Origin of the sequence: Ponticoccus litoralis (assembly GCF_039769985.1) — a bacterium.
GTDB classification, from domain to species: domain Bacteria; phylum Pseudomonadota; class Alphaproteobacteria; order Rhodobacterales; family Rhodobacteraceae; genus Ponticoccus; species Ponticoccus litoralis.
Genome location: NZ_JBDNCH010000004.1, coordinates 51,305 through 75,242, shown reverse-complemented (window position 1 = coordinate 75,242; position 23,938 = coordinate 51,305). Strand labels below are relative to the sequence as shown.

At 65.9% G+C, this 23,938-nt stretch carries 24 protein-coding genes and 3 pseudogenes; 22 read left to right on the top strand and 5 right to left on the bottom strand.

The annotated features are described in order from the left end of the window. Positions 1–43 precede the first annotated feature (43 nt). The 14 genes and pseudogenes from ABFB10_RS21035 (at position 44) to ABFB10_RS20970 (ending at position 11,794) form a co-directional block, all read left to right on the top strand. Positions 44–1,198, top strand: a complete 1,155-nt coding sequence (locus tag ABFB10_RS21035; RefSeq protein ID WP_347168200.1) for a phosphonate C-P lyase system protein PhnG — start codon at positions 44–46, stop codon at positions 1,196–1,198. A 16-nt stretch (positions 1,199–1,214) separates the two neighbouring features. Beyond that, positions 1,215–1,727, top strand: coding sequence for a phosphonate C-P lyase system protein PhnH (gene phnH, locus ABFB10_RS21030; protein ID WP_347168608.1), 513 nt, complete (start codon positions 1,215–1,217; stop codon positions 1,725–1,727). Positions 1,728–1,860: 133 nt separating this feature from the next. After that, positions 1,861–2,988, top strand: a complete 1,128-nt coding sequence (locus tag ABFB10_RS21025) for a carbon-phosphorus lyase complex subunit PhnI (protein WP_347168199.1) — start codon at positions 1,861–1,863, stop codon at positions 2,986–2,988. Continuing rightward, complete coding sequence (locus ABFB10_RS21020; RefSeq protein ID WP_347168198.1) at positions 2,985–3,896, top strand: alpha-D-ribose 1-methylphosphonate 5-phosphate C-P-lyase PhnJ; 912 nt, start codon at positions 2,985–2,987, stop codon at positions 3,894–3,896. Before ABFB10_RS21025 ends, ABFB10_RS21020 begins: the two co-directional genes overlap by 4 nt. Next, positions 3,893–4,645 carry an ATP-binding cassette domain-containing protein gene (locus tag ABFB10_RS21015; RefSeq protein WP_347168197.1) on the top strand — a complete coding sequence of 251 codons (753 nt, stop codon included), beginning with the start codon at positions 3,893–3,895 and terminating at the stop codon, positions 4,643–4,645. The genes ABFB10_RS21020 and ABFB10_RS21015 overlap by 4 nt, the downstream gene beginning before the upstream one ends. A gap of 42 nt (positions 4,646–4,687) precedes the next feature. Further along, entirely contained in the window at positions 4,688–5,419 is a 732-nt protein-coding gene (locus ABFB10_RS21010) for a phosphonate C-P lyase system protein PhnL (RefSeq protein ID WP_347168196.1), read from the top strand. Continuing rightward, positions 5,406–6,257, top strand: a pseudogene (locus ABFB10_RS21005) (alpha-D-ribose 1-methylphosphonate 5-triphosphate diphosphatase); the annotation flags it as partial. The gene ABFB10_RS21010 and the pseudogene ABFB10_RS21005, both read left to right, overlap by 14 nt. 16 nt (positions 6,258–6,273) lie before the next feature. Next, complete coding sequence (locus ABFB10_RS21000; RefSeq protein WP_347168607.1) at positions 6,274–6,576, top strand: amidohydrolase family protein; 303 nt, start codon at positions 6,274–6,276, stop codon at positions 6,574–6,576. Positions 6,577–6,707: 131 nt separating this feature from the next. Beyond that, a complete protein-coding gene (gene phnC / locus ABFB10_RS20995) occupies positions 6,708–7,523 on the top strand; it encodes a phosphonate ABC transporter ATP-binding protein (RefSeq protein ID WP_347168195.1) in 816 nt (271 codons plus the stop codon). Between the two features lie 43 nt (positions 7,524–7,566). Then, complete coding sequence (gene phnD / locus ABFB10_RS20990) at positions 7,567–8,487, top strand: phosphate/phosphite/phosphonate ABC transporter substrate-binding protein (RefSeq protein ID WP_347168194.1); 921 nt, start codon at positions 7,567–7,569, stop codon at positions 8,485–8,487. A gap of 65 nt (positions 8,488–8,552) precedes the next feature. Continuing rightward, positions 8,553–9,485 (top strand): phosphonate ABC transporter, permease protein PhnE, encoded by a 933-nt coding sequence (gene phnE, locus ABFB10_RS20985; protein WP_347168193.1) that lies wholly within the window; start codon positions 8,553–8,555, stop codon positions 9,483–9,485. 11 nt (positions 9,486–9,496) lie between these two features. Continuing rightward, a complete protein-coding gene (gene phnE, locus ABFB10_RS20980; RefSeq protein WP_347168192.1) occupies positions 9,497–10,354 on the top strand; it encodes a phosphonate ABC transporter, permease protein PhnE in 858 nt (285 codons plus the stop codon). Between the two features lie 328 nt (positions 10,355–10,682). After that, positions 10,683–11,183, top strand: a pseudogene (locus tag ABFB10_RS20975) (transglutaminase domain-containing protein); the annotation flags it as partial. Beyond that, the gene (locus ABFB10_RS20970) at positions 11,180–11,794 is read left to right on the top strand and encodes a DapH/DapD/GlmU-related protein (protein WP_347168191.1); all 615 of its coding nucleotides are present in this window, start codon (positions 11,180–11,182) and stop codon (positions 11,792–11,794) included. The pseudogene ABFB10_RS20975 and the gene ABFB10_RS20970, both read left to right, overlap by 4 nt. A 316-nt stretch (positions 11,795–12,110) precedes the next feature. Here ABFB10_RS20970 and ABFB10_RS20965 read toward each other — a convergent pair whose 3' ends face one another. From ABFB10_RS20965 to ABFB10_RS20955, 3 genes are read right to left on the bottom strand one after another with little or no spacing between them, the layout of a single operon-like run. Beyond that, on the bottom strand, positions 12,111–13,307 hold the full coding sequence (locus ABFB10_RS20965) for a S41 family peptidase (RefSeq protein ID WP_347168190.1): 1,197 nt from the start codon (positions 13,305–13,307) through the stop codon (positions 12,111–12,113). Positions 13,308–13,330: 23 nt separating this feature from the next. After that, a complete protein-coding gene (locus ABFB10_RS20960) occupies positions 13,331–14,866 on the bottom strand; it encodes a hypothetical protein (RefSeq protein ID WP_347168189.1) in 1,536 nt (511 codons plus the stop codon). Continuing rightward, complete coding sequence (locus tag ABFB10_RS20955) at positions 14,863–15,267, bottom strand: hypothetical protein (protein WP_347168188.1); 405 nt, start codon at positions 15,265–15,267, stop codon at positions 14,863–14,865. Before ABFB10_RS20955 ends, ABFB10_RS20960 begins: the two co-directional genes overlap by 4 nt. A gap of 342 nt (positions 15,268–15,609) precedes the next feature. On the opposite strand from ABFB10_RS20955, the gene ABFB10_RS20950 reads away from it, so the two are divergent. Further along, positions 15,610–15,780, top strand: a complete 171-nt coding sequence (locus ABFB10_RS20950; protein WP_347168187.1) for a hypothetical protein — start codon at positions 15,610–15,612, stop codon at positions 15,778–15,780. A gap of 174 nt (positions 15,781–15,954) precedes the next feature. Further along, positions 15,955–16,533, top strand: coding sequence for a GAD-like domain-containing protein (locus ABFB10_RS20945; RefSeq protein WP_347168186.1), 579 nt, complete (start codon positions 15,955–15,957; stop codon positions 16,531–16,533). 49 nt (positions 16,534–16,582) lie between these two features. Here the strand turns inward: ABFB10_RS20945 and ABFB10_RS20940 are convergent, their stop codons facing one another. Both ABFB10_RS20940 and ABFB10_RS24320 read right to left on the bottom strand, forming a co-directional pair. Next, positions 16,583–17,806 carry a serine hydrolase gene (locus ABFB10_RS20940; protein WP_347168185.1) on the bottom strand — a complete coding sequence of 408 codons (1,224 nt, stop codon included), beginning with the start codon at positions 17,804–17,806 and terminating at the stop codon, positions 16,583–16,585. 14 nt (positions 17,807–17,820) lie between these two features. Next, positions 17,821–18,024, bottom strand: a pseudogene (locus tag ABFB10_RS24320) (serine hydrolase); the annotation flags it as partial. 692 nt (positions 18,025–18,716) lie between these two features. Here ABFB10_RS24320 and ABFB10_RS20935 point away from each other — a divergent pair. The 6 genes from ABFB10_RS20935 to ABFB10_RS20910 all read left to right on the top strand — a co-directional run bounded on the left by ABFB10_RS20935 (position 18,717) and on the right by ABFB10_RS20910 (position 23,924). Next, on the top strand, positions 18,717–19,577 hold the full coding sequence (locus ABFB10_RS20935; protein ID WP_347168184.1) for an inositol monophosphatase family protein: 861 nt from the start codon (positions 18,717–18,719) through the stop codon (positions 19,575–19,577). A gap of 463 nt (positions 19,578–20,040) precedes the next feature. Beyond that, positions 20,041–20,838: a DeoR/GlpR family DNA-binding transcription regulator gene (locus ABFB10_RS20930; protein WP_347168183.1), complete on the top strand. Its 798-nt coding sequence runs from the start codon at positions 20,041–20,043 to the stop codon at positions 20,836–20,838. A 49-nt stretch (positions 20,839–20,887) separates the two neighbouring features. Then, positions 20,888–22,141, top strand: a complete 1,254-nt coding sequence (locus ABFB10_RS20925; RefSeq protein WP_347168182.1) for an ABC transporter substrate-binding protein — start codon at positions 20,888–20,890, stop codon at positions 22,139–22,141. 53 nt (positions 22,142–22,194) lie between these two features. Then, positions 22,195–22,344, top strand: coding sequence for a hypothetical protein (locus ABFB10_RS20920; protein WP_347168181.1), 150 nt, complete (start codon positions 22,195–22,197; stop codon positions 22,342–22,344). Between the two features lie 54 nt (positions 22,345–22,398). Next, on the top strand, positions 22,399–23,103 hold the full coding sequence (locus ABFB10_RS20915; RefSeq protein ID WP_347168180.1) for a carbohydrate ABC transporter permease: 705 nt from the start codon (positions 22,399–22,401) through the stop codon (positions 23,101–23,103). Then, entirely contained in the window at positions 23,103–23,924 is an 822-nt protein-coding gene (locus tag ABFB10_RS20910) for a carbohydrate ABC transporter permease (protein WP_347168179.1), read from the top strand. Before ABFB10_RS20915 ends, ABFB10_RS20910 begins: the two co-directional genes overlap by 1 nt. Positions 23,925–23,938 lie beyond the last annotated feature (14 nt).

Genomic DNA, 23,938 nt, shown 5'->3' with positions numbered 1-23,938 from the left:
TCATATGCAGGCGGTAGCAGAAATTCATTCGGATGATTGAGACATGACCAGAGAACGCTGGCGCGAAATCCGCGCATTGATCGAACAGGACATCATGGACGGCCTGCTGGAACCGGGAGCCAAACTGCCCACCGAGCCCGAGCTCGCGGCGCTTTACGGCGCGGGCCGCCATTCCGTGCGCCGCGCGGTGACGGCATTGGCCAAGACCGGGCATCTCAGCGTCGAACAGGGGCGCGGCACCTTCGTGCAGGCGCGCCCGATGATCGACTACGCCATTGGCAGACGCACCCGACTGCGCCGCAACCTCGACCCCAAGGGCATTGACGTGTCCGGCGAAACCCTTGGTTTCGAACGCATTCCCGCGCCGCGCCGCGTGGCGGAGCTGCTGCAGATCGCAGCCGGCGCCGAGGTGATCGCCACCCAGCGCCGGTCTCTGGCCGATGGTCTGCCGGTGAGCATCGGCACGATCTACCACGAGGCCGCCCGCTTCCCGGATTTCGCAGAGCGGCGGCGGGCCATGGACTCGACCACCGCGGTCTACCGCTCTTACGGGATCGACGACTATCTGCGCGGCGACACCCAGATCCACGCCCGCGCCGCCCAGTGGCGACGAGCCGCAGCGCCTGCACCAGCACCCGGACATGCCGGTCCTGGTGGTCCGCGCGGTGGACACGCTGCTGGATGGCTCGCCCATCGCCACCTCCAAGGTGATCTGGTCGGCGGCGCGGGTCAAATTCACGATTTCACCCGGAGAGGATTGATGGATCCACAGGCCCTGCCCGACCACACGCACGAAGAGATGCTCTGCATCCTCGCCCGCGCCGATGCCGCCCGGCTGAAGGCTTTTGCCGAGCCGTTGATTGCGTCGCTTGGCGCGCTGGAGGTGCTGGAGAACCGCACCGGCCTTGTGATGCTGCCCATGCGCGACACCGCGCAGGGCACGCATTTCCACCTTGGCGAGGTGCTGGTGAGCGAGGCCCGGCTGACGGCCTGCGGCCAGGCGGGCTACGGTATGCGCCGGGGGCGTGACCTCGAGGCGGCCATGGCCATGGCGCTGGTGGACCTGTCGGTGGCCGCGGGGCTGAACCACGCCGCCTGCAGCGATTTCCTGTCAGAGGAAGCCGGACGGCAACGTGATGCAGACCGCGAAACCCTGCGCCGGGTCGAGGCCACCCGCGTCGACATGGAGACCTTCTGATGAGCGCCGCCCCCTTCTGTCCGAGGCAGACAGCCGCACCATTGCCTGCTTCGACGCCCTGATGTGGGCGCTGTCGCGTCCCGGCCTGCCGCGTGACCTGCCGGTGCCCGACATGGCAGGCATCGCAGAGGCGTTGCTGGACCGCGAATGCGCTGCCTATAGCGACGATCCCGCGCTGGCGCAGGCCATCGCCCGGACCGGCGCGGCCCTGGCGGATGCCGCGGCTGCCGATCACGTCTTTGTCGCGGATTTCGTTCCGGCGATGCTGCGCGCTCTGCGCCAAGGCTCGGACCTGCATCCCGAGGACGGCGCGACGCTGATCACCCGCGCCCGGTTCGACCAGGGCCCGCGCCTGCGCCTCAGCGGGCCGGGGATCGACGGACACGTGGACATCGCGGTCGACCTGCCCCCCGAGACATGGGCGATCCGCCGCGAGATCATGCGCTACCCCATGGGGTTCGAGCTGTTCATCCTGCATGGCACGCAGGTCATCGGCCTGCCGCGCACCACGCATGTGGAGGTTCTTTGATGCCCTCAAGCAGCGAAGCGGTGGGGCACCCTGCGTCCTCAAGCAGCGAAGCGATCGGACAGACCGCGTCCTCAAGGAACCAAACCCCGGGACGGCTCCCGTCCTCAAGAAACGAAGCGATCGGACAAGCCTAATGGCCTACGTTGCAACCCGTGGCGGTGCCCGCGCCATCGAACAGTCCCAGCGTCTTTACCGCGAAGATCTGGGCGACATCACTCCTGACCGCGTGGCCGAGCTGCGCCGCGCCCTGCCCTACCTCGTGGATCGCGTGATGGGCGAGGCCTCGCTTTACGACGAGGACGTGGCCGCGCTGGCCCTCGCCCAGACCGGCGGCGAGCTCTACGAGGCGGTGCTGCTCTTGCGCGCCTGGCGCACGACGCAGCCGCGCCTTGCGGTGGCCGACCCGGTGACGCAGGAAAGCCTGTTCACCCATCGCCGCATCTCGGCGGCGTTCAAGGATATTCCGGGCGGGCAGGTGCTTGGCCCGACGCTGGACTACGCCCACCGCATCCTTGCGACAGAGGTGCTGCAGGGTGAGACGCACGCGCCCGTCCCGGTCGAACCGGCGGACGAACCGGCCCCGGCCCAACAGCCCTCTGTCGCCGCATGGCAGGCGGCCAATGGCCTGCTGAGCGCAGCCGACCCGGATGAGACCACCGGCAATGCGATCCCCGACATCACCCGCGAGCCCCTGCTGTTCCCGGCGAAACGCGCCCACAGCCTGCAATCGCTGGCCCGCGCCGAAACCGGCGGCGTGCTGGCGCTTGGATATGCCGCACAGCGCGGCTACGGGCAGGCCCACCCCACGGTGAACGAGCTGCGGCTGGCAGAGGCCGAGGTCGTTGTCACCCATCCGCGCGGCACACGGTTCAGCGCCGGTCGGGTGAAGCTGTCCCAGGCCGAGGTGGTCTCGAAGAAGGGCACCCAGCTGGGGCTCGGCTTTGCCGCGACGCTGGGCTGGAACGAGGTCAAGGTCATCGCGGCCGCGACGCTGGACCTCAACGCCCCCGGCGCCAGCAAGGGGTCGGCAACGGAAGAGGAGTTCTTCCTCTATCACACCGAAGGCGTCGAAAGCTCTGGCTTCTGCATCCACTTCAAGCTGCCGCATTACGTCACCTTCCAGTCTGCGCTGGACGCCATGCGCGACGCCCGGGCGAAAGGCGCTGCGAATGGCCCGACCCCCGGCAGCGACGCGGCAAGACAAGACAAGCCCTCAGGCAGCGATGCTGCCCGGCCCATCACGAAAGAGCCCGCCGAATGACCCTCGCCAGCCTCACCAAGCCATGGCAGCCGATGTCCTATGGTTTTCTCGACGGATCGGCCAAGCGCGAGATCCGGCGCAAGATGCTCAAGGCCATCGCGGTGCCCGGCTGCCAGATCCCCTATGCCTCGCGCGAGGTGCCGATGGCACGCGGCTGGGGCACCGGGGGCTTGCAGATTTCCTGCACGCTGATCCAGCCGAAAACCCGCATCAAGGTCATCGACCAGGGTGCCGATGACAGCGTCAACGCGGCCTCGATCCGGCGGTTCCTCGCCCGTGTGTCCGGCGCCCCGACTACAACCGACACGCTGGAGGCCGACCTCATCCAGTCGCGCCATCGCATTCCCGAGGAACGGCTGCGGCAGGATCAGGTGCTGGTGTTGCAGGTGCCGAACCCGGAGCCGCTGCGCCCGGTGCAGCCCAACATGTCCATCGCCCGGCAGATGCACGCCGATGCCGACTACGGTCGGATGTGGCTGCAGCTATACGAACAGATCGTGCGCGCCGGTCGGGTCATGCAGGGCGCGTCCTACCCCAGCCTCGTCAACGGGCGCCATGTCATGACCCCCTCGCCGATCCCGCGCTGGGACGTGCCCAAGCTGCACATGGCGCAGCACCTGACGATCCTGTCGGCGGGGCGGGAAAAGCGGCTGCACGCCGTCCCGCCCTTCACCCGGGTCGAGCCGCTGGTCTTCGACGATGTGCCCTATGCGGTCGAGGATCACGCGCGGCTGACCTGTCACCGTTCGGGGGCGACCGGGTTCTTCATGAACGAGATCCCGCAGGCGGACGGGACGTCGATCCACGAGGTCTCGGACAGCGATCTCGGCGTGAAGGTGATCAACCGCCGCGACGGCGATCCGGTGCACATCGGCGAAACCTGGTATCAGCACGGAGAAATGTCATGAGCCTGACCATGGAAGCGCCCCGGCTGGCGACGACCCAGCCCCTGCTGACGGCGCGCGGCCTGTCACTGACCTATGGCGCGGTGCAGGCCCTGCGGGATGTATCGGCCACGGTCTACCCGGGCGAAGTGCTGGGCATCGTCGGGGAAAGCGGGTCGGGGAAATCGACCTTCCTGCGCTGCCTGAACCTCGAAGAGACACCCGACGAGGGGTCCTATACCCTCGACCTGCCGGATCTGGACGGCAATCTCTTCGACCTCGACCGCTTTGCCCGCCGGATGCTCTGCGCCACGAGGATCGGCATCGTCTACCAGAACCCGCACCTCGGCCTGCTGATGAAGCACTCATCCTCGGGCAATGTGGCGGAACGGCTGCTGGTTGCCGGGGAACGGTCCTTTGCCACCCTGCGCGAAAAGGCCCGGGTGGCGCTGGACGCCTCCGAGTTCCCGCTCGATCGCATGGACGCGCCGCCGATGGAACTGTCGGGCGGGATGCAGCAGCGGGTCCAGCTGGCCAAGGCCATCGCGCTGGAACCGGCGCTGCTGCTGCTGGACGAACCGACAACCGGTCTCGATGTCAGCGTGCAGGCCCTGGTGCTGGACACGCTGAAGCGGCTGCAACAGGAACGGCGCATCACCATGGTCATCGTCAGCCACGACCTTGGCGTGATCCGCACGCTGGCGGACCGCGTGATGGTCATGCGGCGCGGCCAAGTGGTGGAACAGGGACTGGCCGATCAGGTGTTCCAGTGACCCGCAACACGCCTACACGCAACAACTTGTACAGGCCAAGCTATGACCCGCATATTGGAGGTTCGCGCCCTGTCCAAGGGCTTTGACATGCATCACCTCGGAGCGTCCATGCAGGCGTTCGAGGCGATCTCGCTGACGCTGGACGCCAGCGAGTTCCTGCTGCTCAAGGGCCGGAACGGCGCGGGCAAATCGACGCTTCTGCGGACGCTCTACCGCAGCTACCTGGCGCAATCGGGCGAGATCCTGTTCCATTCCTCGCACGGGGTGATCGACCTCGCCCGCGCGGCGGACGTGGACATCACGCTGCTGCGCAGGACCGAGATCGGCTTTGTCACGCAGTTCCTGCAGGCCCGGCCCCGCGTCAGCGCCGAGGCGCTGGTGGCGGAACCGCTGCGGCTGGCGGGATGGACGGCGGAGGCCGCCCTGGACGAGGCCCGGCACTGGCTGGATGCCTTCGGGGTGAAACGCACGCTCTGGCCCGCCTATCCCGCGACATTCTCCGGTGGCGAACAGCAAAAGGTGAACCTCGCCCGCGCGCTGATCCTGCCGCAGCGGCTGTTGCTGCTGGATGAACCCACCGCCTCGCTGGACGCCTCGGCCCGTGCGGCGCTGATCGACCGGCTTGCGGCGCTGAAGGCGCAGGGCACGGCGATGATCGGCGTCTTTCACCACCCCGGCGACGTGGCGCAGCTGATCGACCGGACCATCGACCTGACCCCCGACACCACCCCCGACACCCCCCAACAGGAGGACCGCACAGATGTGGTTGTCTGATGCAACGCTTGTCCTGCCCCATCGCGTGACGCGCGGCTCTTTGTTGATCGAGGACGGGCGCATCGCCCGCATCACCGAAGGCCCGCAGGGCGGCTTCGACGCCAGCGGCCACACCGTCTTCGCGGGCTTCATCGACATGCATGGCGACATGATCGAGCAAGAGCTGGAGCCGCGCGCCAATGTCGACTTTCCCATGTCCGTCGCGCTCAATGCGCTGGACGCCCGGCTGGCGGCCAGCGGCGTGACCACGGCCTATGCCTCGGTGTCCTTCTCCCGCGGGGCCAAGGCCGGCGAGCGCCGGTCGTTCGAGCATACCTCGCAGATCATCCGCGCGCTGCATGCGGCGCGCGGCGATTGCCGGGTGGACCATCGCATTCACGCGCGTTTCGACATCACCTTCAACAATGCAGTCGAGGTGCTGGAACGGCTTCTGGACGACGGCCAGGTCGACCTGGTGTCGCTGATGGATCACACCCCGGGCCGGGGGCAGTACCGCAACCTCGAAATCCATATCCGCAACAAGGCCACGGCCTTGAACATCTCGGAAACCGAGGCGCGGCAACAGGTGGCCAGCACGATTGCCGCGCGCAGCCGCCCGCAAGAGGTCTTGCTGGGCAACATGCAGGCCGTGGCGCGAATGTCCGCGGCGCATGGCATCGCCATCGCCAGCCACGACGATGACACCCCGGACAAGGCACATCTGATGGCCGATCTCGGCGCGGTGATCGCCGAGTTCCCGGTGACGCTGGAGGCCGCGAAGGCCGCGGTGGCGCGCGGCATGATGACCGCCATGGGCGCCCCGAACGCCATGCGCGGCCAAAGCTATTCCGGCAACCTCTCGGCCCGGGAGGCCCATGCGCGCGGCCTGCTGTCGATCCTCGCGGCGGACTATCACCCGTACCGCGATCCTGCCCGCGATCCGGGTTCTGTCGAGGACCGATCCCGAGGGTCTGGCAGGGGCGGCGCGGCTGGCCACGGTGAACCCGGCGCGGGCGCTGGGGCTGACGGATCGCGGCGCCCTGGAAGTGGGCAAACGCGCCGACCTGATCGTGGTGGATCCGCAGGATCGCGTCGGGCTGACCATGGTCGCGGGCCGCACGGTCTATTCCAACGGCACGCTGGCCCCGGTCGGACAGCCGCTTGATACCGTTGCCTAGGGTGGCTGGCCGATATGTCAACAAACCGTCACGTCCGGTTTGTGCGCCTGTTACCCGACTCTCCTAAACCTCTGGTCATAAATTCATTCGAATGAATCACACATTCGACCTCGACCAGAGGAGCCTGCGAGATGACCGCGACACTCAGCCTGAAAGGCGTCAGCCGCCAGTTCGGCACCACCCGCGCGGTGGACGATGTTTCCCTCGACATTCAGCCCGGCCAGTTCGTCGGCGTGATCGGACGCTCTGGCGCGGGAAAATCGACCATGCTGCGGCTGGTGAACCGGCTGATCGACCCAAGCGAAGGGTCCATCCACTTCGGCTCTGTGGATGTGACCGCGCTGAAGGGCCGCGCGCTGCGGCAATGGCGGCGCGACTGCGCCATGATCTTTCAGCAGTTCAACCTGGTGGACCGGCTCGACGTGCTGACCAACGTGCTGATCGGACGGCTGGCCGAGCATGGCTTTCTGTCCTCCATGGCCATGCGCTTCACCGACGAGGAACGCGCGCTGGCCATCGAGGCGCTCGACCGCTTCGACCTGGTCCCGCAGGCGCTGCAACGCGCGGGCACCCTGTCCGGCGGCCAGCAGCAGCGCGTCGCCATCGCCAAGGCGCTGCTGCAACGGCCCAGGATCATGCTGGCGGATGAACCCATCGCCTCGCTCGACCCCGCCAACGCCACGCGCGTCATGGACGGGCTGCGCCAGATCAACACCGAAGACGGGCTGACCGTGCTGGTCAACCTGCACACGCTGGATACCGCCCGCGCCTATTGCGACCGGATCATCGCCATGCGTCTGGGCCGCGTCATGTTCGACGGCACGCCCGCGCAGCTGACCGATGACGTGGTGCGCGACATCTACGGGCTCGACGGCTTTGCCGAGTTCAACGAGGCCGTCACATCGACCAGCGCGCGGGCCACGGGCCGCGTGATGGAACAGGCCTGACACCCAACTGCCCCCCGACAACGCGACCACAGGGAGACCCAGAATGCGTTTCGTCACCACCACCGCGCTGCTCGCGCTCATTGCTGCACCCGCTCTGGCCGAAGGCTGGAAGGACGACTACCAGGTCCTCAAGTTCGGCATCCTCTCCGGCGAGAACGAGAAGGATCGCCTGATGCGCAACGAGCCGCTGCGCGTCTATCTCGAAGAGACGCTTGGCGTCGCGGTCGAGATCTTCACCGCCGGCAACTACGACGGCGTGATCCAGGCGATCTCTGCCGACCAGATCGAAGTCGCGCGCTTCGGCTCTTCGGCCTATGCTGCGGCCTTCACCGCGACCGATGGCGGCGTCGTGCCGACGCTGACCTCCCTGAAGCAGGACGGCTCTTCGGGCTACTACTCGATCGTCGTGGCGCGCTGCGACAGCGGCATCAAGTCGCTCGCCGATGCCAAGGGCAAGGTCCATGCCTTCGCCGACCCGGACAGCACCTCCGGCTATGCGGTGCCCTACTACAACATGATCACCCGCGAAGGGTTCGAGCCCGAGAACCACTTCGGCACCGTGACCTTCGGCGGCAGCCATGAGGCCGACGTGACCGGCGTGGTGAACGGCACCTTCGACACCGCCTCCGCCTACCAGAACAACGATGCGGATGGCGTTTACCAGCGCATGGAAGACAAGGGGATGATCGACAAGGGCATCATCTGCAAGATCTGGGAATCCCCCGAGATCACCTCTGGCCCCTGGACCTTCCGCAAGAACCTGCCCGCCGAGATGATCGAAGAGGTCACCGCCGCGATCGAGGCCTTCCCCGCCGCCGACCCCGAGGGCTACAAGCTTTATTCCTCCTGGACCGCCGACGACCCGAACCCGGAGACCGGTTTCAAGCGCGTCGATGCCGATCGCTACCAGTGGATCGTCGACATGCGCTCCTGGATCAAGCAACAGCGCCGCTCCGGCTCCTGACCTTTTGACTGTCGAAGGGGGTGGCGTGGCTGCCCCCTTTTGCCTTGTCTGCAAGGGGACGCGACATGACCGCCATCGACCAATTCGAAACAGACTACGCCGCACGACGCCGGCGCGCCCGCATCGGCTGGGCCGTCGGCACGGTGCTCTTCGTGGCGCTTTTCGCTGTCACCTCGTGGATAGGGGACTTTTTCAAGGTGACCCAGGTCACCCTGCCGGACGGATCGCGCGACTGGCGCTGGATCATCCCGGCGGGCCTGCCACGCCTTGGCGAATACATCGAAAAGACCCTGCCCGTGCTGCGCTGGGACAGCCTTGCCGCGGATCTCGGCAACTGGTTCTGGCGCTGGCAGATCTGGCTGGAACTGCTGCTGGAAACCGTGCTGATCGCCTTCATGGCGACGACGCTGGGCGTCATCGGCGGGTTTCTTCTGTCATTCCCGGCGGCGCGCAACCTGTCGCCCAATGCCTGGGTGCTCTGGCTGACCCGCAGATACCTGGAAATCACCCGCACCGTGCCGGAACTGGTCTGGGCGCTGATCTTCGTCTTCTGCTTCAGCGTCGGCCCCATGGCAGGCGTCATGGCGATCGGGCTGCATGCCACCGGCGCGCTTGGCAAGCTCTACTCGGAAGTGAATGAAAACATCGACATGAAGCCGCTGGAAGGCGTGAAGGCCGCAGGCGGCACATGGTTCGACCAGATCCGCTACGGGGCGGTTCCGCAGGTGCTGCCCAACATCGTCAGCTACACGCTGCTGCGGTTCGAGATCAACGTGCGCGCCTCGTCGATCATCGGCTACGTCGGCGCGGGCGGGCTGGGCCAAGAGTTCCGCACCGCCATGTCCTTCCAGGAATACACCGACCTCTCGGCGCTGTTCCTCATCGTCTTCGTCACCGTGATGGTGATCGATTACGGATCGGAAAAGCTGCGCCACCGCATCATCGGCCTCGACCGGAACACCGCCCACCGCCGCGCGGCCAAAGCCGTCGCCGCTTGAGGAACATCGCCATGCAGATCACCGCAGACCGCATCGCCGCTGCCCGCGCCCGCGTGCCCGAGGCCTTTCAGGCACCCCTTGCCACGCGGCTTCGGCGCGCGCTCCTCTGGACCCTGTTCATCGGGCTCTTCGGCTGGTGCCTTGTCGACTTCAACATCAGCCCGGCGCGTATCTGGGAAGGGCTGGGCCGCCTTGGCCGGGTCTTTTCCTTCATGTTCCCACCGCATGTCTGGACCAGCTGGGCCGAGTTTTCCGAGATCGCAAAGGGGCTGGGCGAGACCCTCGCCATTGCCTTCCTCGGCACGCTGCTGGGGGCAATCTTTGCCTATCCGCTGTCATTCCTCGGGGCCAGGACCATCAACCGCCTGACATGGCTGCGTCACGGAGCGCGGCGCGGTTTCGACCTGATCCGCGCCTTCGAGACGCTGATCCTTGCCCTGATCTTCATCCGCGCCTTCGGCCTTGGCCCCCTGCCCGGCATCCTCGCCATCGCCGTCTCCGAGATCGGCACCTTCGCGAAACTCTTCTCCGAGGCGCTGGAAAACACGTCGGACAAGCCCATCGAGGGGGTCAAGGCTTCTGGCGGAACACGCCTGCAACAGATCCGCTTTGGCATCGCGCCGCAGGTGAACCCGGTGATCCTGTCAATCCTTTTGTACAACTTCGAATCCAACGTGCGCTCGGGGACCATCCTCGGCATTGTCGGCGCGGGCGGCATCGGCTTTCTGCTGTCGGACCGCATAGCGGCCTACAAGTGGGACGAGGCCTGGTCGATCATCTTCCTGATCATCGCCATGGTCTACCTGATCGACTGGCTTTCGGGTCTGATCCGGGCGCGGCTGATCGGCAAATCGGAACTGGCGAAATGAGCTTTGCCGTCCTCTGGCGCGCGCAGCGGCCCGCCGGCGCCACCGATCTGCTGATCCCCATGGGGCTCGACACACCGCAAGCCCGTATCGACGCGGTGAGAACCACCGGCGGCCCCGCGCGCATACTGCGCGAGGCCAGCACCGGCCAACGGGTGCGCCACATCCGGCTTGAAAGCGATGAGATAGAGGTGCGCTGGGACTTCGGCGAGCAGCCGGGGCGCTACGACGATGCGGTGTTCACGGCCCATCCCTCGCGCCACACCCGTGCCGCGCAGGCCCTGCTTGACGAGGTCGACCAGATCGCGCCCGGCCTCTACCCCTCGACCGTGCCGAGGCCATCGCCTGCGCGACGGCCCGGCGTTTCACCTATGGCCATCCAGAGCATCGCTTCACCGACGGGCTGGAGGAAATTCCCGCTCTGGGCTGCGGCATGGCGGTGGGTTCCTGCGTCGATATCAACACCTATTTCCTCGCGGCGCTCCGCGCTGCCGGGATCGCTGCCGGCTACATTACGGGCTTCTTTTTCCCACAGGAAAAGAACGGCTCCTGCGACGACGGCCATTGCTGGGTCGTCACCCGCATCGACGGGCAGGACCTTGAATGGGACATCGCGCATCACCTGAAAATGGGCACGCGCGTCATTCGCCCCGGCCTGAACCCGAAGCCGGGCTTCCGCGCCGCCTGCTTTCACGGCATGGGCCTTGGCTTTCCCGACCTGGGCCTGACCGACGTCAAGGCGTTGATCGAGCCCCTGTGCCTGTCGCAGGGCACACGCGTCCCCCTGACCGCCGAAATCCGGCTCAACCGCACAGAAGGAGCCAGCCGATGAAGCGCCTTTCCGAAGCCCCCACGATCCATCCCGAAGCCCAGGTCACCGACTGCTCTCTTGGCCAATGGACCGAAGTCGGCGGCGGCACCCAGATGCGCGAAAGCAGCATGGGCGACTGGTCCTACATCACCCGCGACTGCCACGTGATCTGGACCGACATAGGCAAGATGTGTTCCATCGCCAATGCCACCCGCCTGAACCCGGGCAACCATCCGACCTGGCGGGCCGTGCAGCATCACTCGGTCTACCGGGCAGAGGCCTACGGGCTGGGAGACGACGACGACGCCTTCTTTGCCTGGCGGCAGGCCAACCGGGTGACCATCGGCCATGATGTCTGGATCGGCCACGGGGTGACGGTCACGGCGGGTGTCACCATCGGCACCGGGGCCGTCGTCGGCGCCGGCGCCGTGGTCACCCGCGACGTAGCCCCCTACAGCATCGTCGGCGGCGTGCCCGCGCGCGAGATACGCCGCCGGTTCACCCCCGCCCAGGCCGACGCCCTGCAGGAGATCGCGGTCTGGGATTGGTCACACGACGCCTACAAAAAGGCGCTGCCCGACATCAGGACGCTCGCGATCGATCCCTTCATCGAGAAGTATCGTCGGCCCTGACAGGCATTTCCCCAAGGTCGCGAATTGTGGCACCGGTGCCGCCGGTGCCATCGGTCGGCGCCACGGGGGTTTGCCCAGATCATCTTCCGCACCCGGTGCTTCCTGCAATTCCGGCAGGTGCAGCGGCCCATCGATCCGTCAGCGCTCGCGCGGCATGTCGGCGGCCTGCGGCGGCAGATCGCTGGCGACGTCCCGCACAACCCCCTGCTAGGCCGTCCGCGACGACGGCAGAAAGCCCGCCCGGGTCACCATCAGGCCCCATGCAAGCCGCCGCAGGGCTTTTGCCACTCTTGTCCTGTCCCCCACCCATGGGGCCTCACTCACCCAATGCCCGCAACAGTGCAGCCACCGCTGCCTCGAGCTGGGGGTCGCGACCGCTCAGCATCGCTTCGGGCGACGTATGGACAACCTCGTCCGGGACAATCTCCCGGTTCTCGAAGAAATCTCCCTCGACCGTCCGGAAGCCCAGCTGGGGCACTCCGAGAACGACCCGCTTCTCAAGCTGGTCGGGGCGCAGTACCGCAGTCCCTGTGCCGGGCACGCGGTCGCCGACCGCAGGGCCCATACCCTCGCGCATGTAGTAGTAGGGGAAAACCGAGGCATCCGAGTAGTTCCAGGTGTTCATCAACAGCGCGCTCGGCTTGGCCCAGCGAAGATAGGGCGTCGTTCCCAGATCGACGCCATTGCGCGTCACCAGCCCCGAATGGCGCGTGCCGGTGAGAAAGGCGCTCAGCTGGTCGTGCAGGTTGCCGCCGAAGTTGAAGCGGGTGTCGACGATGGCGCCCTCCTTGTCACGGTCGCGCCCCATCAGGTCGGAATAGACCTGCCGGTAAGAGTCATCCATCATGCGCCGCACATGGGTATACCCCAGCCGCCCGCCCGAGAGGTCCAGCACCATGGCCCGTCGCGTCTCGACCCAGGCGTGGTAGGCCAGCTCTCCGTCGCTGCCCGCAGCGGCTGCGCGCAGGGTGACGTCGACAGCGGCCCCGCCATCCGCCGGGGCGACGGTCAGGCGCAGCTTGCGCCCCGCCATGCGGTTCAGCAGCGGATGGATGTCCTGCTCGGGGCCGATTTCCACCCCGTCCACCGCGAGGATCACGGCGCCCGCGCCAAGCGGCCCGCGTGCCAGTGCCGCCGGTCCGCCGGGCAGCGTGGCTGCGATCTTCACACCCGCGCCCGCATGGGCCGTGTCGTAGTAGAGCCCAAGCTCTGCGGTGCTGTCCCAGCCGGGGTTGTCGTGATCGAAGCGCGCGCCCATGTGGGAGGCGTTCAGTTCTCCCCGGAGCTCGTTCATCAGGGTGACGAAGTCTTCCCAATGGGTGAGGTGCGGCAGGTATTTCGCATAGGCGTCGCGCATCGCCGTCCAGTCGACGCCATGCAGCGCGGCATCGTAGAACTTCGACTGCACAAAGCGCCAGTGGTGGTCGAAGATGTACCGCATCTCGGCGACCGGATCGAAGCTGGCGCGCAATTGAAACGGCGTCTGGGTACTGGCGCCGCCGGCAACCTGCACCGTCTCGATGGACCCGGCCTTGATCAGGAAGAGCGTCGAGGCGTCCTTGTTCGCGATGATCTGCTCGATGCCCGCGACGGGCTTGGCAAAGACCTGTCGCGGTACCGACCGGTGGCAAGGTCGATCAACTCGGCCTCGATCGTGCCGGATGTGATCTGCAGCGTGACCAGCAACAGCCCGCTGTTGTCGGCGGTCATGCGGGTCAGGATCGGCAGGACGGGGCGGCCCGTGATGCGCGACGTGCGGTAGGGCACGCCGTCGAAGTCCGGCTCCGCCCCCTCCTCTGCCGCCGTTGCCTCGCCCAGGTCGCGGGCGAGATACCCCTCCGCCGTGAGCCATGTCGCCATAATGTCGACCATCGCGGCTTCCGAGGACAGGTTGCGTTGCGAGAAACGGTCGCTCTGCCAGAAGACCACGCTGCCGTCGGGGCTGAACCCTGCCCCGCCGTCGCCAAAACCGCTGTCACTGAGGTTCTGGCGACGGTGCGCACCCGTGGTTTCGATCATCTCGATCTCGGTATTGGTCGAGATGAAGCCGGTCGTCGTCAGGATATGCTTTCCATCCGGGGACCATTCGAAATCGAACTGGTCGACGGTGTAGAAATAGCTGGCGCTGTCGGGCAGGATCTCCGTGCTGGTCCCGGCGCCCGGGTCGAAGATGCGGATCGCGTTGCGGTCGTCGCGGTAGGCGATGCGCTGGCCGTCGGGCGCATAGGCCGGTTGCAGGGCGTCGCTTTGCGTGTCGATCACGCGCCGTTCGGTCAGCGTCACCGCCGTCAGAAAGCCCGTGTCCGCCTCGCCGAACCCGGTTTCGTAGATGTCCCAGTCGCCCGCACGCTCGGCGGCATAGAGCAGCCGCTTGCCGTCCGGCGCGTAGCTTACCGAATGCTCTGCCTGCGGCGTGTCGGTGATGCGGCGAACCTCCCCCGTCGCGGGCGAGGCGACGAAGACCTCGCCGCGGGCGATCAGCGCGATCTCGGACCCGTCGGGCGAGGCGACAGCCTCGGAGACCTGACCGGCCAGATCGATGAAGACCTCGCCGGTGTAGAGCGTGCCCTGACGGATGTTGACCGGCACCGGCACCGGCTCTTGCGCGCCGGGGTCCAGCCGCCAGAGCTGCGTGTCCCAGGTGTAGACCAGCGTGCCGTCTTCCGCGACCGAGGCGAAGCGCACCGGCAGGGTGTCATGCGACGTCACCTGTTCCGGCGCACCGCCATCCAGCGGCCCGCGCCAGATGTTGAAGGTGCCCGGCGCGGCGTTGGGATCCTCGATACCGGCCTGCGGCATCTCGGTGGTCCAGTACAGGCTTTGCCCGTCCGGCGCGAAGGCCGGGCTGCGGTCGACGCCGCGATAGGTTGTCAGCTTGTCGTGGCTGCCGCTCTCGAGATCGTAGAGCCAGATATCCGGCGTGCTGTCCGACATCTCGCCCTTGCGCCAGGGGGTCTCGACCGTCTTGCGCTCGACATAGGCCAGTGTGCGCCCGTCCGGGCTCAGGTCGGCCTGCGCCATCGGCAGCGGCAGCACCATCCTTTCCCGACCGCCGTCCACGGCCACCTTCATGAGCACGCCCACCGGCTGACCCAGCCCGTCGAGATAATCCGCCTCGGGCCCCCCTGCCGCGCCGCCCGGAAAAAGACCTCTCGCCCGTCCGCCGAAAAGGCAAGCGGCGTATCCGCCGCCGAATGATGCGTCAGCCGCGTGATCTCGCCACCCTCGACCGGCATGACGAAGACATCCGAGACATTGAACCGGTCCGAGGCGAAGGCAATCCGGCTGCTGTCCGGTGACCAGACGGGCGCGGTGCTTCGGAATTGGCGCTCCGTCAGCGGCAGGGCATCGCCGCCCTCGCTTGGGACGATCCAGATCTGGCCGCGGTAGGTGAAGGCGACGGTGGCCCCATCTGGCGAGACCTGCGCGTCGCGGACCCAGAAAGGAGAGGCCGCATCGACCGCGCGAGGCATCGCCCCGCAAAGCAAACCTACGACTGCAATGCCGAGTAGACTTTCGAAAAACTTCATCGAGCCACCGAAATTCTGCGCCATTCCGTCGCAGCATAGCAGGGTTTCACGATCAAGTCACCAAGCCCCCCATTTGCCGCCTGTTGAACATGGCAGGCCGGACCGTCGGTTCACCGCCCCCGGGACAATGCTGCGCCCCGGCAAAATCACCTGCTTTGATGACACAACGCGGAAGATGGCGGCATATTCTGCCCTCTATCGTCTTGCTTGTGTCCGGGAATGATGCACAGAGGTGCAGGCTTTCGAGCTTGAGTAGAAACACTAACTTCATGAGAAGAAAAGACTATGAAGATTGTCTTCGCAGTGGCGCTTACTGCATTGATCTCTGCCTGCGGCACCGCTGACAAGGTTGCCGACACCACCAACACCACCGCCAAGACTGCCGGCAAGGTAGCAGTCATCGGTGCGGTTGCCGCTGGCGCCGCGACAGTCGCAAAAGCTGCTGCCGGCGGTTGATCAAGTGAACGCCCGGCGGGCTCTCTGAAGCCGGGCCAACGCAGCACCTGTCCCTCCGTACTAGTCTGACCGTACAGCGATCCGCCTGCGCAGGGTGCCCCGACACATCCAAAAGAAGGGCATCCATGGCTGCGCCAACAGAGCAAGCGAGGATAGGTGGCACCATAAGGAAATATGGCCCGGTATCCGATGTGTCATATCCATCGGAAACCGCGCTGTCCAAATGGCAAGGCAAGACTGCCCGACAGGCTTTTGGCGTTCTGGCAGGAATTCGGATGGGGCGCATTCTCTGGCGGCCAATTCTGGAACTGCGACCCGGATCGGCCTGCCGCCGTTCTTGAAGCGGTCATTGCGGGGGATCCCGAATTCGGCCCCTCGGAATTGATCGCCATTGGCGACAATGCGCGCGGCATGATTGACCTCCATCCGGGCCGGGGCCGGACAATGACGGCGCAACTGCCCTTTGGCATCGTGACCCGGCGCGACCCGTCCATCACCAGCGCAACGGGCAAGCCCAACTCTGGGTTCAGGGGCATGTTCCGAAAGATTCGAAGCGGTGCGCACCGCCGCCAGCCATGCATTCCCGAGACCCGCTTGCCCGGCGGGACAAGCGGGATGGAGGCCTCGCGCTCGACCGCGCCTGCCAGCAGGCGCTCAGGGACCGGCGGAGCGTTGCGACCCGTCACGACCGCTGCGCAAAAAGCCTTCCTTTCCGCAATCGTACGCGCGGCAACAGGGCACTTTCGGCCTTAAGACAGAACGGGTCCTGTCCCTGCCTGCCGCACGGTCTTGGCCCAAGGCGTCAGTCCATACGCCGAAAGACGCCAAGCTTATCGTCGTTCAGGTGCTCGATGCGCAGGGCCATTGCCGGGTCCGATGAGGTTTCCAGAAACTCGACCAGCGAAACCGAACCGGCGGGCTGGTTCTCGGTCACGGGATGGACCACGAATGTATCGCCATCCCAATGCCGCATGGGCAGTTCCCGGCCTTCAGGCCCCAGCCTCAGGACCAGCGAACCGTCGACCGCCGCAACCGAGACCGGGCCGAAATACCCGTTGTCATAGGTGCCGACATAGTTTTCGACCGGACCCGCCGGGGCCGGGTCAGCCGGTGGCTCTGCGCCCGCCAGATGCCCGACCGGCGCCGTAAGCGGGACCATGACCGGGGCGTAGGCTGACAGCCAGTCGCGGCTGTCCGCCCCGAGTTCCGCCCGGTCAAGGAAACTGGCGGCAATGCCTTCCGCCGCACCGGTGGGGGGCGCATTGGTCAACACGACAATGCCAAGATCAAGGTCGGGGATCATCGCAACCCTGGTCGATGCCCCAAGCGAGAAGGCACCGGAGTGGCTTAGTATGACGCGTCCGGACAGCCGCGTATCGACACCGAAGCCGAACCCGTAGGCGCCCGGTCGCGCAGAGACACCCATCTGCGATCCTCGGGTCGTCTGCGCGGTGAGCGCGGGCACAAGCCCGTCCTCCGAGATCACGCGCTCCCCGTCCACCATGCCGCGCCCAAGGACCATCGCCATCCAGCGCGCCATATCCCGCGCGCTGGAGCTGACACCGCCCGCCGGGCTTTGGGCGTCGGGCTGGCGCAGGTCCGCGACCGCATATCCGTCCTCGGCGGCGACATGGCTTGCGGCCCGGTTGTCCCGCGCCATGTAGTCGGCGTGTGTCGAGCTGGTAGAGCTCATGCCAAGCGGCGCATAAAGCGCGGCCTCCGACAGGCTGGCCCAATCCGTACCTGCTGCTGCCGCCACGGCTTCGGCGGCAGCGGTAATTCCGAAGTTGGTATAGGCATAGCTCACCCGAAACGGGCCTTTCGGCAGCAGCGCAAGCCGCTCCAGCACTGTGCTGCGGTCGAACCCGATATCCTCCAGGTCGTCCCCGGCATGATCCGGCAGGCCGGAGCGATGCGCGTAAAGGTCACCGATTGTGACGTGATCGCTGATCCGGGGATCGCCCAGATCGAAAGAGGGCAGGAACTCCCGCACCGGGCTGTCCCAATGCACCCGTCCGGCACCCACCGGGTTGCGACCACGGTGGCCCCCACCGGTTTTGACAGCGAGGCCAGCAGGAAGACCGTGTCGGCATCGACGCTCTCGGAACCGTCAACAGCACGTTTTCCAAAGCCACGGGCGTAGACTGTGCGTCCGTCATGAACGACGGCAATGGCCAGCCCGGGGATCCCCGTGCGCGTCAGGACATCCTGTCCCAGATCGTCCAGCGTCGAGAGCGCCGCCATGATCCGCTCGTCCGGGACGGGCAAGAGAACGGCCATCGGCGGAGGGGTCGTCGCCTCGGGCAGGACAAGTTCGGGCAGCGGGCCGTCTGTATCTGCCGTTGCGGGCGGCGTTCCGGCGAGCAGGCCCGCCACGAGCAGGGCACCGCCAGCCAGGGTGAGAAGCGCAGGTCTCGCGCCCTCCCTCGATTGTGTCCTGGCGGGCGTGGCCGGAAAGTCTGGGCGCGTATTCAAATGTCGTTCTCCCTGTGCCGGCCGGATGGTCCCGGGCACATGTTTCTTACCAATCTTCTGCATACTGACAGATGTCCCGCGGATTGAAAGGAGCGGTCACCTGTCGCAACAGGGCGCGCCCGTTGAATACAGGTTTTGCAGATGACCGGTCGAAACGCCTGTCACAGGGTCGCGTGGCGCCGCGCGGTCATCCGGCGCGCTTGCCCAACGCCCCACCACTCAGACCCGGACCACATCACGATCAACCCTGTGACGTGGCCCATTGGCAGCCCTAACGGCGAAGATACCCCGGGACGCCCGGCGGCTGGCTTTTCGCCATGTCCGAGATGGAACGAGCGTCACGGATGGCCGGTTCGGCAAAACTGCGCCGCGCCTTTTGAAGAGGCGGCGAAGGCCCCCTGCGGACCGGTCATGGCGCGCCAGTCCCAGCGCACCCGACGGCCAGCCTGCCGCGCCGCGGCATGACCGCTCTGAGCCCTTATTTGTCATTCCGCCGTTATTTCTTGAAGGTATGCAGATTTTTCAACCACCGGGGCACCATGGGCGATTCTGAAAAACTAATGGCAGCGGCGCTAAACCTCGCGGATTCCGCGTTCGACCTTGCTGCCAAAGCATGGAGCGGTGATCTGGATGTGACCTACAAGCCGGACGGGTCTTCATTGACAAAAGCCGACCTGACTATCGAGGCGCTTTGGCGAGAAAAGATCAGGCAGCAGTTCCCCTCCCATGGCATTCTGGGTGAGGAGTATGGTTCAGAAACCGGAAGTAGTGCTTTCACATGGGTGCTTGATCCAATCGACGGAACCCGCCAGTTCGGGACGGGGTTGTTGAACTTTGCTTCGTTGATCAGCCTGTGCCGTGACGGGGAGCCCGTGCTCGGAATCATAGATTTGCCAATGCCGGGGGCTCGTTATGTCGCAGCCGAAGGTAAAGGCACTATGTTTGCAGGACGCGCTGTCCGCAGCAGTGCGTGCTCGGATATAGCCGAAGCCGTGATCAGCCTCGCCAACCCTGACAGCTTCCGGGGCGCTAGCTCTGAAGGGTACGACAACCTGCGCTCAGCTGGGCGTGTGCGCGTCTTCGATGGAGGCGCTGCGGCCTATGGTGCGCTTACCCGAGGACTGATTGATGTTTGCCTAAATGGCGACGATCTGGATGCATACGATATTTGCGCGCTGTGCCCGGTAGTTCAGGAGGCCGGAGGCGTGATCACCGATTGGAATGGACAGCCGCTGTCTCTGGCGTCAAGTGGCGCGATCATCGCCAGCGCATCCCCGGCGCTTCATCCTAAGGTTCTGGATCTTCTCAGGCTATCAGGGTGACCGGCAGCTCCGTCCGCCACGCTGACCTTGTGCCGCCCAACCATGCTGCACGCGACCCAGGTGACCGGGTTAAGGAAGCCGCAGCGCAGAGAAGCCGGCTTGGCGAACCGCCGGCCGGTCGCGACGGGCGCTTCGGCCCGCCAGGCCTGCGTCTCGCGGCACTGCCGCAAGCCTGTTCGGAGCCCCAGTGCAGGAGCGCCAGTTTACAGCTTCGCCCGGCCAAAGTGCCGACGATGCCTCGGACACAGCCGGCGCGTGTTCGGTTCCGCCGCCGTGTCCCTTGCAGACTTCGCCCCCCTGCGTTCGGGCCTTATTGGGCGCTTTTCGGTCAAGACCCACGCTTCAGGGCGCAAGCACCAGAGCCATGCCCCCTGCGCCCTGCAAGTGCCATCTGCCGCGAGGGTCATAAAAGCTTCACTTGTCTGTGAGCGATATCGATCGTTATGAACGAAACAGATCAAACGTGACACTCAGGGCCGCGATGCTTCAGGTAACCGAAAGCCGTCAGACCGAAATACTGGAGCTTCTCCGGGAGAAGCGCTTTGTCGACGTGCGCACCCTGACCGAGCGACTGGGCGTCTCGGTCGCGACCATCCGGCGCGATCTGGCAGAGCTGGAAGGCGCGGGCCAGTTGCGCCGCACCCATGGCGGCGCCGTGAGCGTCTCGCAGGTGGCCCTGGACCCCGGATATGCCGATCGCGCGGTGTCGAACCTGAAGGAAAAGACGCGCATCGCCGAGACCGCCGCGGCGATGGTGCAGGACGGTGATACGGTCATGCTCGACGCGGGCACCACCGCGCTGGAAGTGGCGCGCAAGCTGTCGCTGCGCAATGGGCTGACCTTCCTTTCCAACGGGGCGGACATCCTTGCGGAACTGACCGGCAATGACCGCAACCCGGTCTATGCGGTGGGCGGGGAATATGCCGCCATCAACCGCTCTTATCGCGGGCCCATGGCCGAACACTTCATCCGGCAGTTCCGCGTCGACAAGCTGATCCTGAATGCCGCCTCAGTCGACCTGGAGCGCGGCGTGATCTTCACCGGATCGCCCGCAAATGCCGCCGTGCAGAAGGTGATGATCGAGATGGCCGGGCAGGTCATCGTCGTTGCCGATCACTCCAAGTTCTTCAAACCCAGCTTCTCGGTCGTCGCCCCGATTGCCGCCATGGAGGCCGTCGTCACCGACGATGGCGCCGCAGAGGTGATCGCGGCGGCACCGCCGCCCCTGCGAAGCAAGTTCATCATCGCCCCCGCGCGGTGAGCCTCGTCCCTACCCCCTTGAACCACTGAGCAATTCCGGGAGAACCAAAATGCTCAAGGCAAACCTCAAGAACGCCCTTCTGGGCGCGGCCATTGTCGTGCCCGCAAACCTGATGTCCTCCACAGCCATGGCGGGGACCGACCTCAGCCTGATGATCTGGGATCCGGCACAGCTGGACGGTGTCCAGAAGGCTGTCGAAGCCTTCGAAGAAACCCATCCCGACATCGACGTGACCGTCGAGCAGGCCCCGCGCGATCAGTTCTACTCGCGTCTCGATGCGGCGCTCGGCGCGGGCGCAGGCCCCGATGTGATGTGGCAAAGCTCGCGCGCATCCTACTACGTGGACGGTGGCGTGATCGAACCGCTTGACGCCTATATCGAACGCGATGGCCTGTCCCCGGACGGGTACAACCCTACGATCACCGCGCTCTACAATTTCGGTGGCACGCAGTACGGCATACCGAAGGACTTCGACGCCTGGACCGTGGCCTACAACGCGCGCGTCTTCAGCGACCTGGGCATCCAGCCTCCCTCGGCCGACTGGACCTGGGACGACATGCTGCGCATCGGCGAGCAGGTCAAGGCCCGGTCCGAGGGCGCGGTGATGCCGCTTTACATCTACTACAACTGGAACAACGGGATCGTCAGCCTCATGCAGTCCATGGGCGGCAAGGCCGTCGATGGCCAGCAGGGCACCATGGACAGCCCCGAAGGCATCCGGGCGCTGGGGATGATGAAGGACCTGCAAGATCGCGGCCTGATCACCAAGGTCGCCGACAGCGCGGACCTGAACTCGGTCAACGCGCTGATCTCGGGCACCATCGCCATGGCGGAGGTGCCGTCCTGGAACCTCAGCCTGCTGTCGCGGGCCGATGTGCCCGAAGGCACCTTCCATGTGCTGCACCTGCCGGCGGTTGACGGCAAATGGGCCAGCGACACCAACGGGCTGTCCTACATGATGAACGCCAATTCCCGTCACAAGGACGCGGCCCGGGAGCTGATCAAGTTCCTGACCTCCGACGACGGCGCCGTGCTGCACGCCGAAGGCGGCGCGGGCCTGCCCGCCAACAGCGACCCCGGGGCGCTGCAGGCCTTCGTGGCCGCGAACAAGCCGCTGGCAGGCCTGGAGGACGCGCTGGCCGCACAGCAGCCCTACCCGCGCACCACCACCGCCTATCCGGCTGTCATCGCGGGCCAGCCGCGCATCAATACCGCCATCATGTCGGGCTTCTACGCCGGAGAGATCTCGGCCGAAGAGGCCGCCGCACAGATCGACAAGGTGCTCGACGAGGCGCTGAAGTAATGCTGACGCGCGCAGGCCAATCGCGCCGCGTGGAGCAGAGCGGGCGCCGTGCCATGGCATGGCGCTCCCTTGCCCGCCGGGACGCGCTGACAGGCTACCTGCTGCTGCTGCCCTTCCTTGTGGGCATCGCGCTCTTCCGGTTCTACGGCCTGGGCTACAACCTGTGGCTCTCTTTCCGGCAGGCCGGGGCCTTTGGCCGCTAGACATTCACCGGGCTCGACAATTACGCAAAGCTGGCCGGCGACGATCAGCTGTGGATGTCGCTGGGCAATACGCTGAAGTTCGCGGCCATCTCCGTTCCGGGGGTGATGATCCTGTCGATGGGTCTGGCCTGGCTGATGCAGCACCGCTTCAAGGGCGAAGGTCTTTTCCGCGCCGTGGTCTTCCTGCCCGCCGTCTGCCTGCCGACGGCGGTGATCCTGGTGTTTTCCTGGATGTTCCAGACGCAATACGGCATCGTCAACGCCGCGATCCAGGCCATGGGCGGCGACCCCGTCAGCTGGCTGGGCAGCTCTGTGGGCGTCACCACGCTGGTCTCGCTGCTGGTCGTCTACCTGTCCTTCAGCGTGCCCACGATCATCCTCTATGCCGGGATGCAGGACATCTCGCCCGACCTCTACGAAGCCGCGATCCTCGACGGCGCCAGCGCCCTGAGACGGTTCTTCGGGATCACCCTGCCGATGCTCAGCCCGTCGCTGTTCTTCGTGCTGATCACCACCACCATCGGCACGCTGAAGCTGTTCGACGTGGTCTACGTGCTGCTGCCCCCGGTCGATCAGTCCATGTCGCTGAACCACGGGTTCACCTTGGTCTACTACTATTTCTACACCGGCTTCGTCGCCATGGGTGAACGCGGCTATGCCGCCGCCATCGCGCTGTTCATCCTGCTGGTGATCCTGCTCGTGTCTCTTGTTCTGCTGCGCCTGCAACGGCGCCTGGTTCACTACGGGGAGGACGGCTGATGGACCTTCAATACCGCGTCACATGGTGGACCTACGCGCTGGTCCTGATCGCCGCGCTTGTCATTCTCATCCCCTTCGCCTGGATGGTTGCAACCGGGCTGATGACCACCGGGCAGACCCTGCTGGTGCCGCCCGCGGTGCTGCCCGCCCCCGTCACGCTGGACGGCGCCCGCGAGGTCCTGGCCCGGATCCCCTTCGGCACCATGCTTTGGAACACGATCCTGGTGTCGCTGGCCCGGGCGGCGATCACCCTGGTCATCTGCTCGATGGCCGCCTACGCCCTGGCGGTGATCAAAGTGCCCGGGTCGCGCGCCATCCTCGTCATGGTGCTGGCGCTGCTGATGGTGCCGGGCGACATCTTCATCATACCCAACTTCTCGATCATCGCGTCGCTGCGCCTGACCGACACGCTGGCCGCGCTTGTCATTCCCAATGTCTTCGACGTCTTCGGCGTCTTCCTGCTCTACCAGTTCTTCCGCGGCGTCCCGCGAGAGCTGATCGAGGCCGCCCGCATGGACGGCGCGGAACACTGGCGCATCCTGGCGACGATCGTGGTGCCGGTGGCCCGAAGCGGCATCATCTCTCTCGCCATCCTGTCGGTCCTGGCAGAGTGGAAAGAGCTGCTCTGGCCCATCGTCGTCAACCGTTCGGCAGACAAGTTCACCCTCGGCCCCGGCCTCGCGCTGCTGCGCGGAGAGTTCATCACCGACTGGAACGTGGTCATGGCCGCGGGTGTCATGGCGGCCCTGCCGATGATCCTGATCTTCCTCCTTCTGCAGAAGCAATTCATCGCAAGCCTCGCGCGAAGCGGCCTGAAATAGAACCGCCGAAGCGG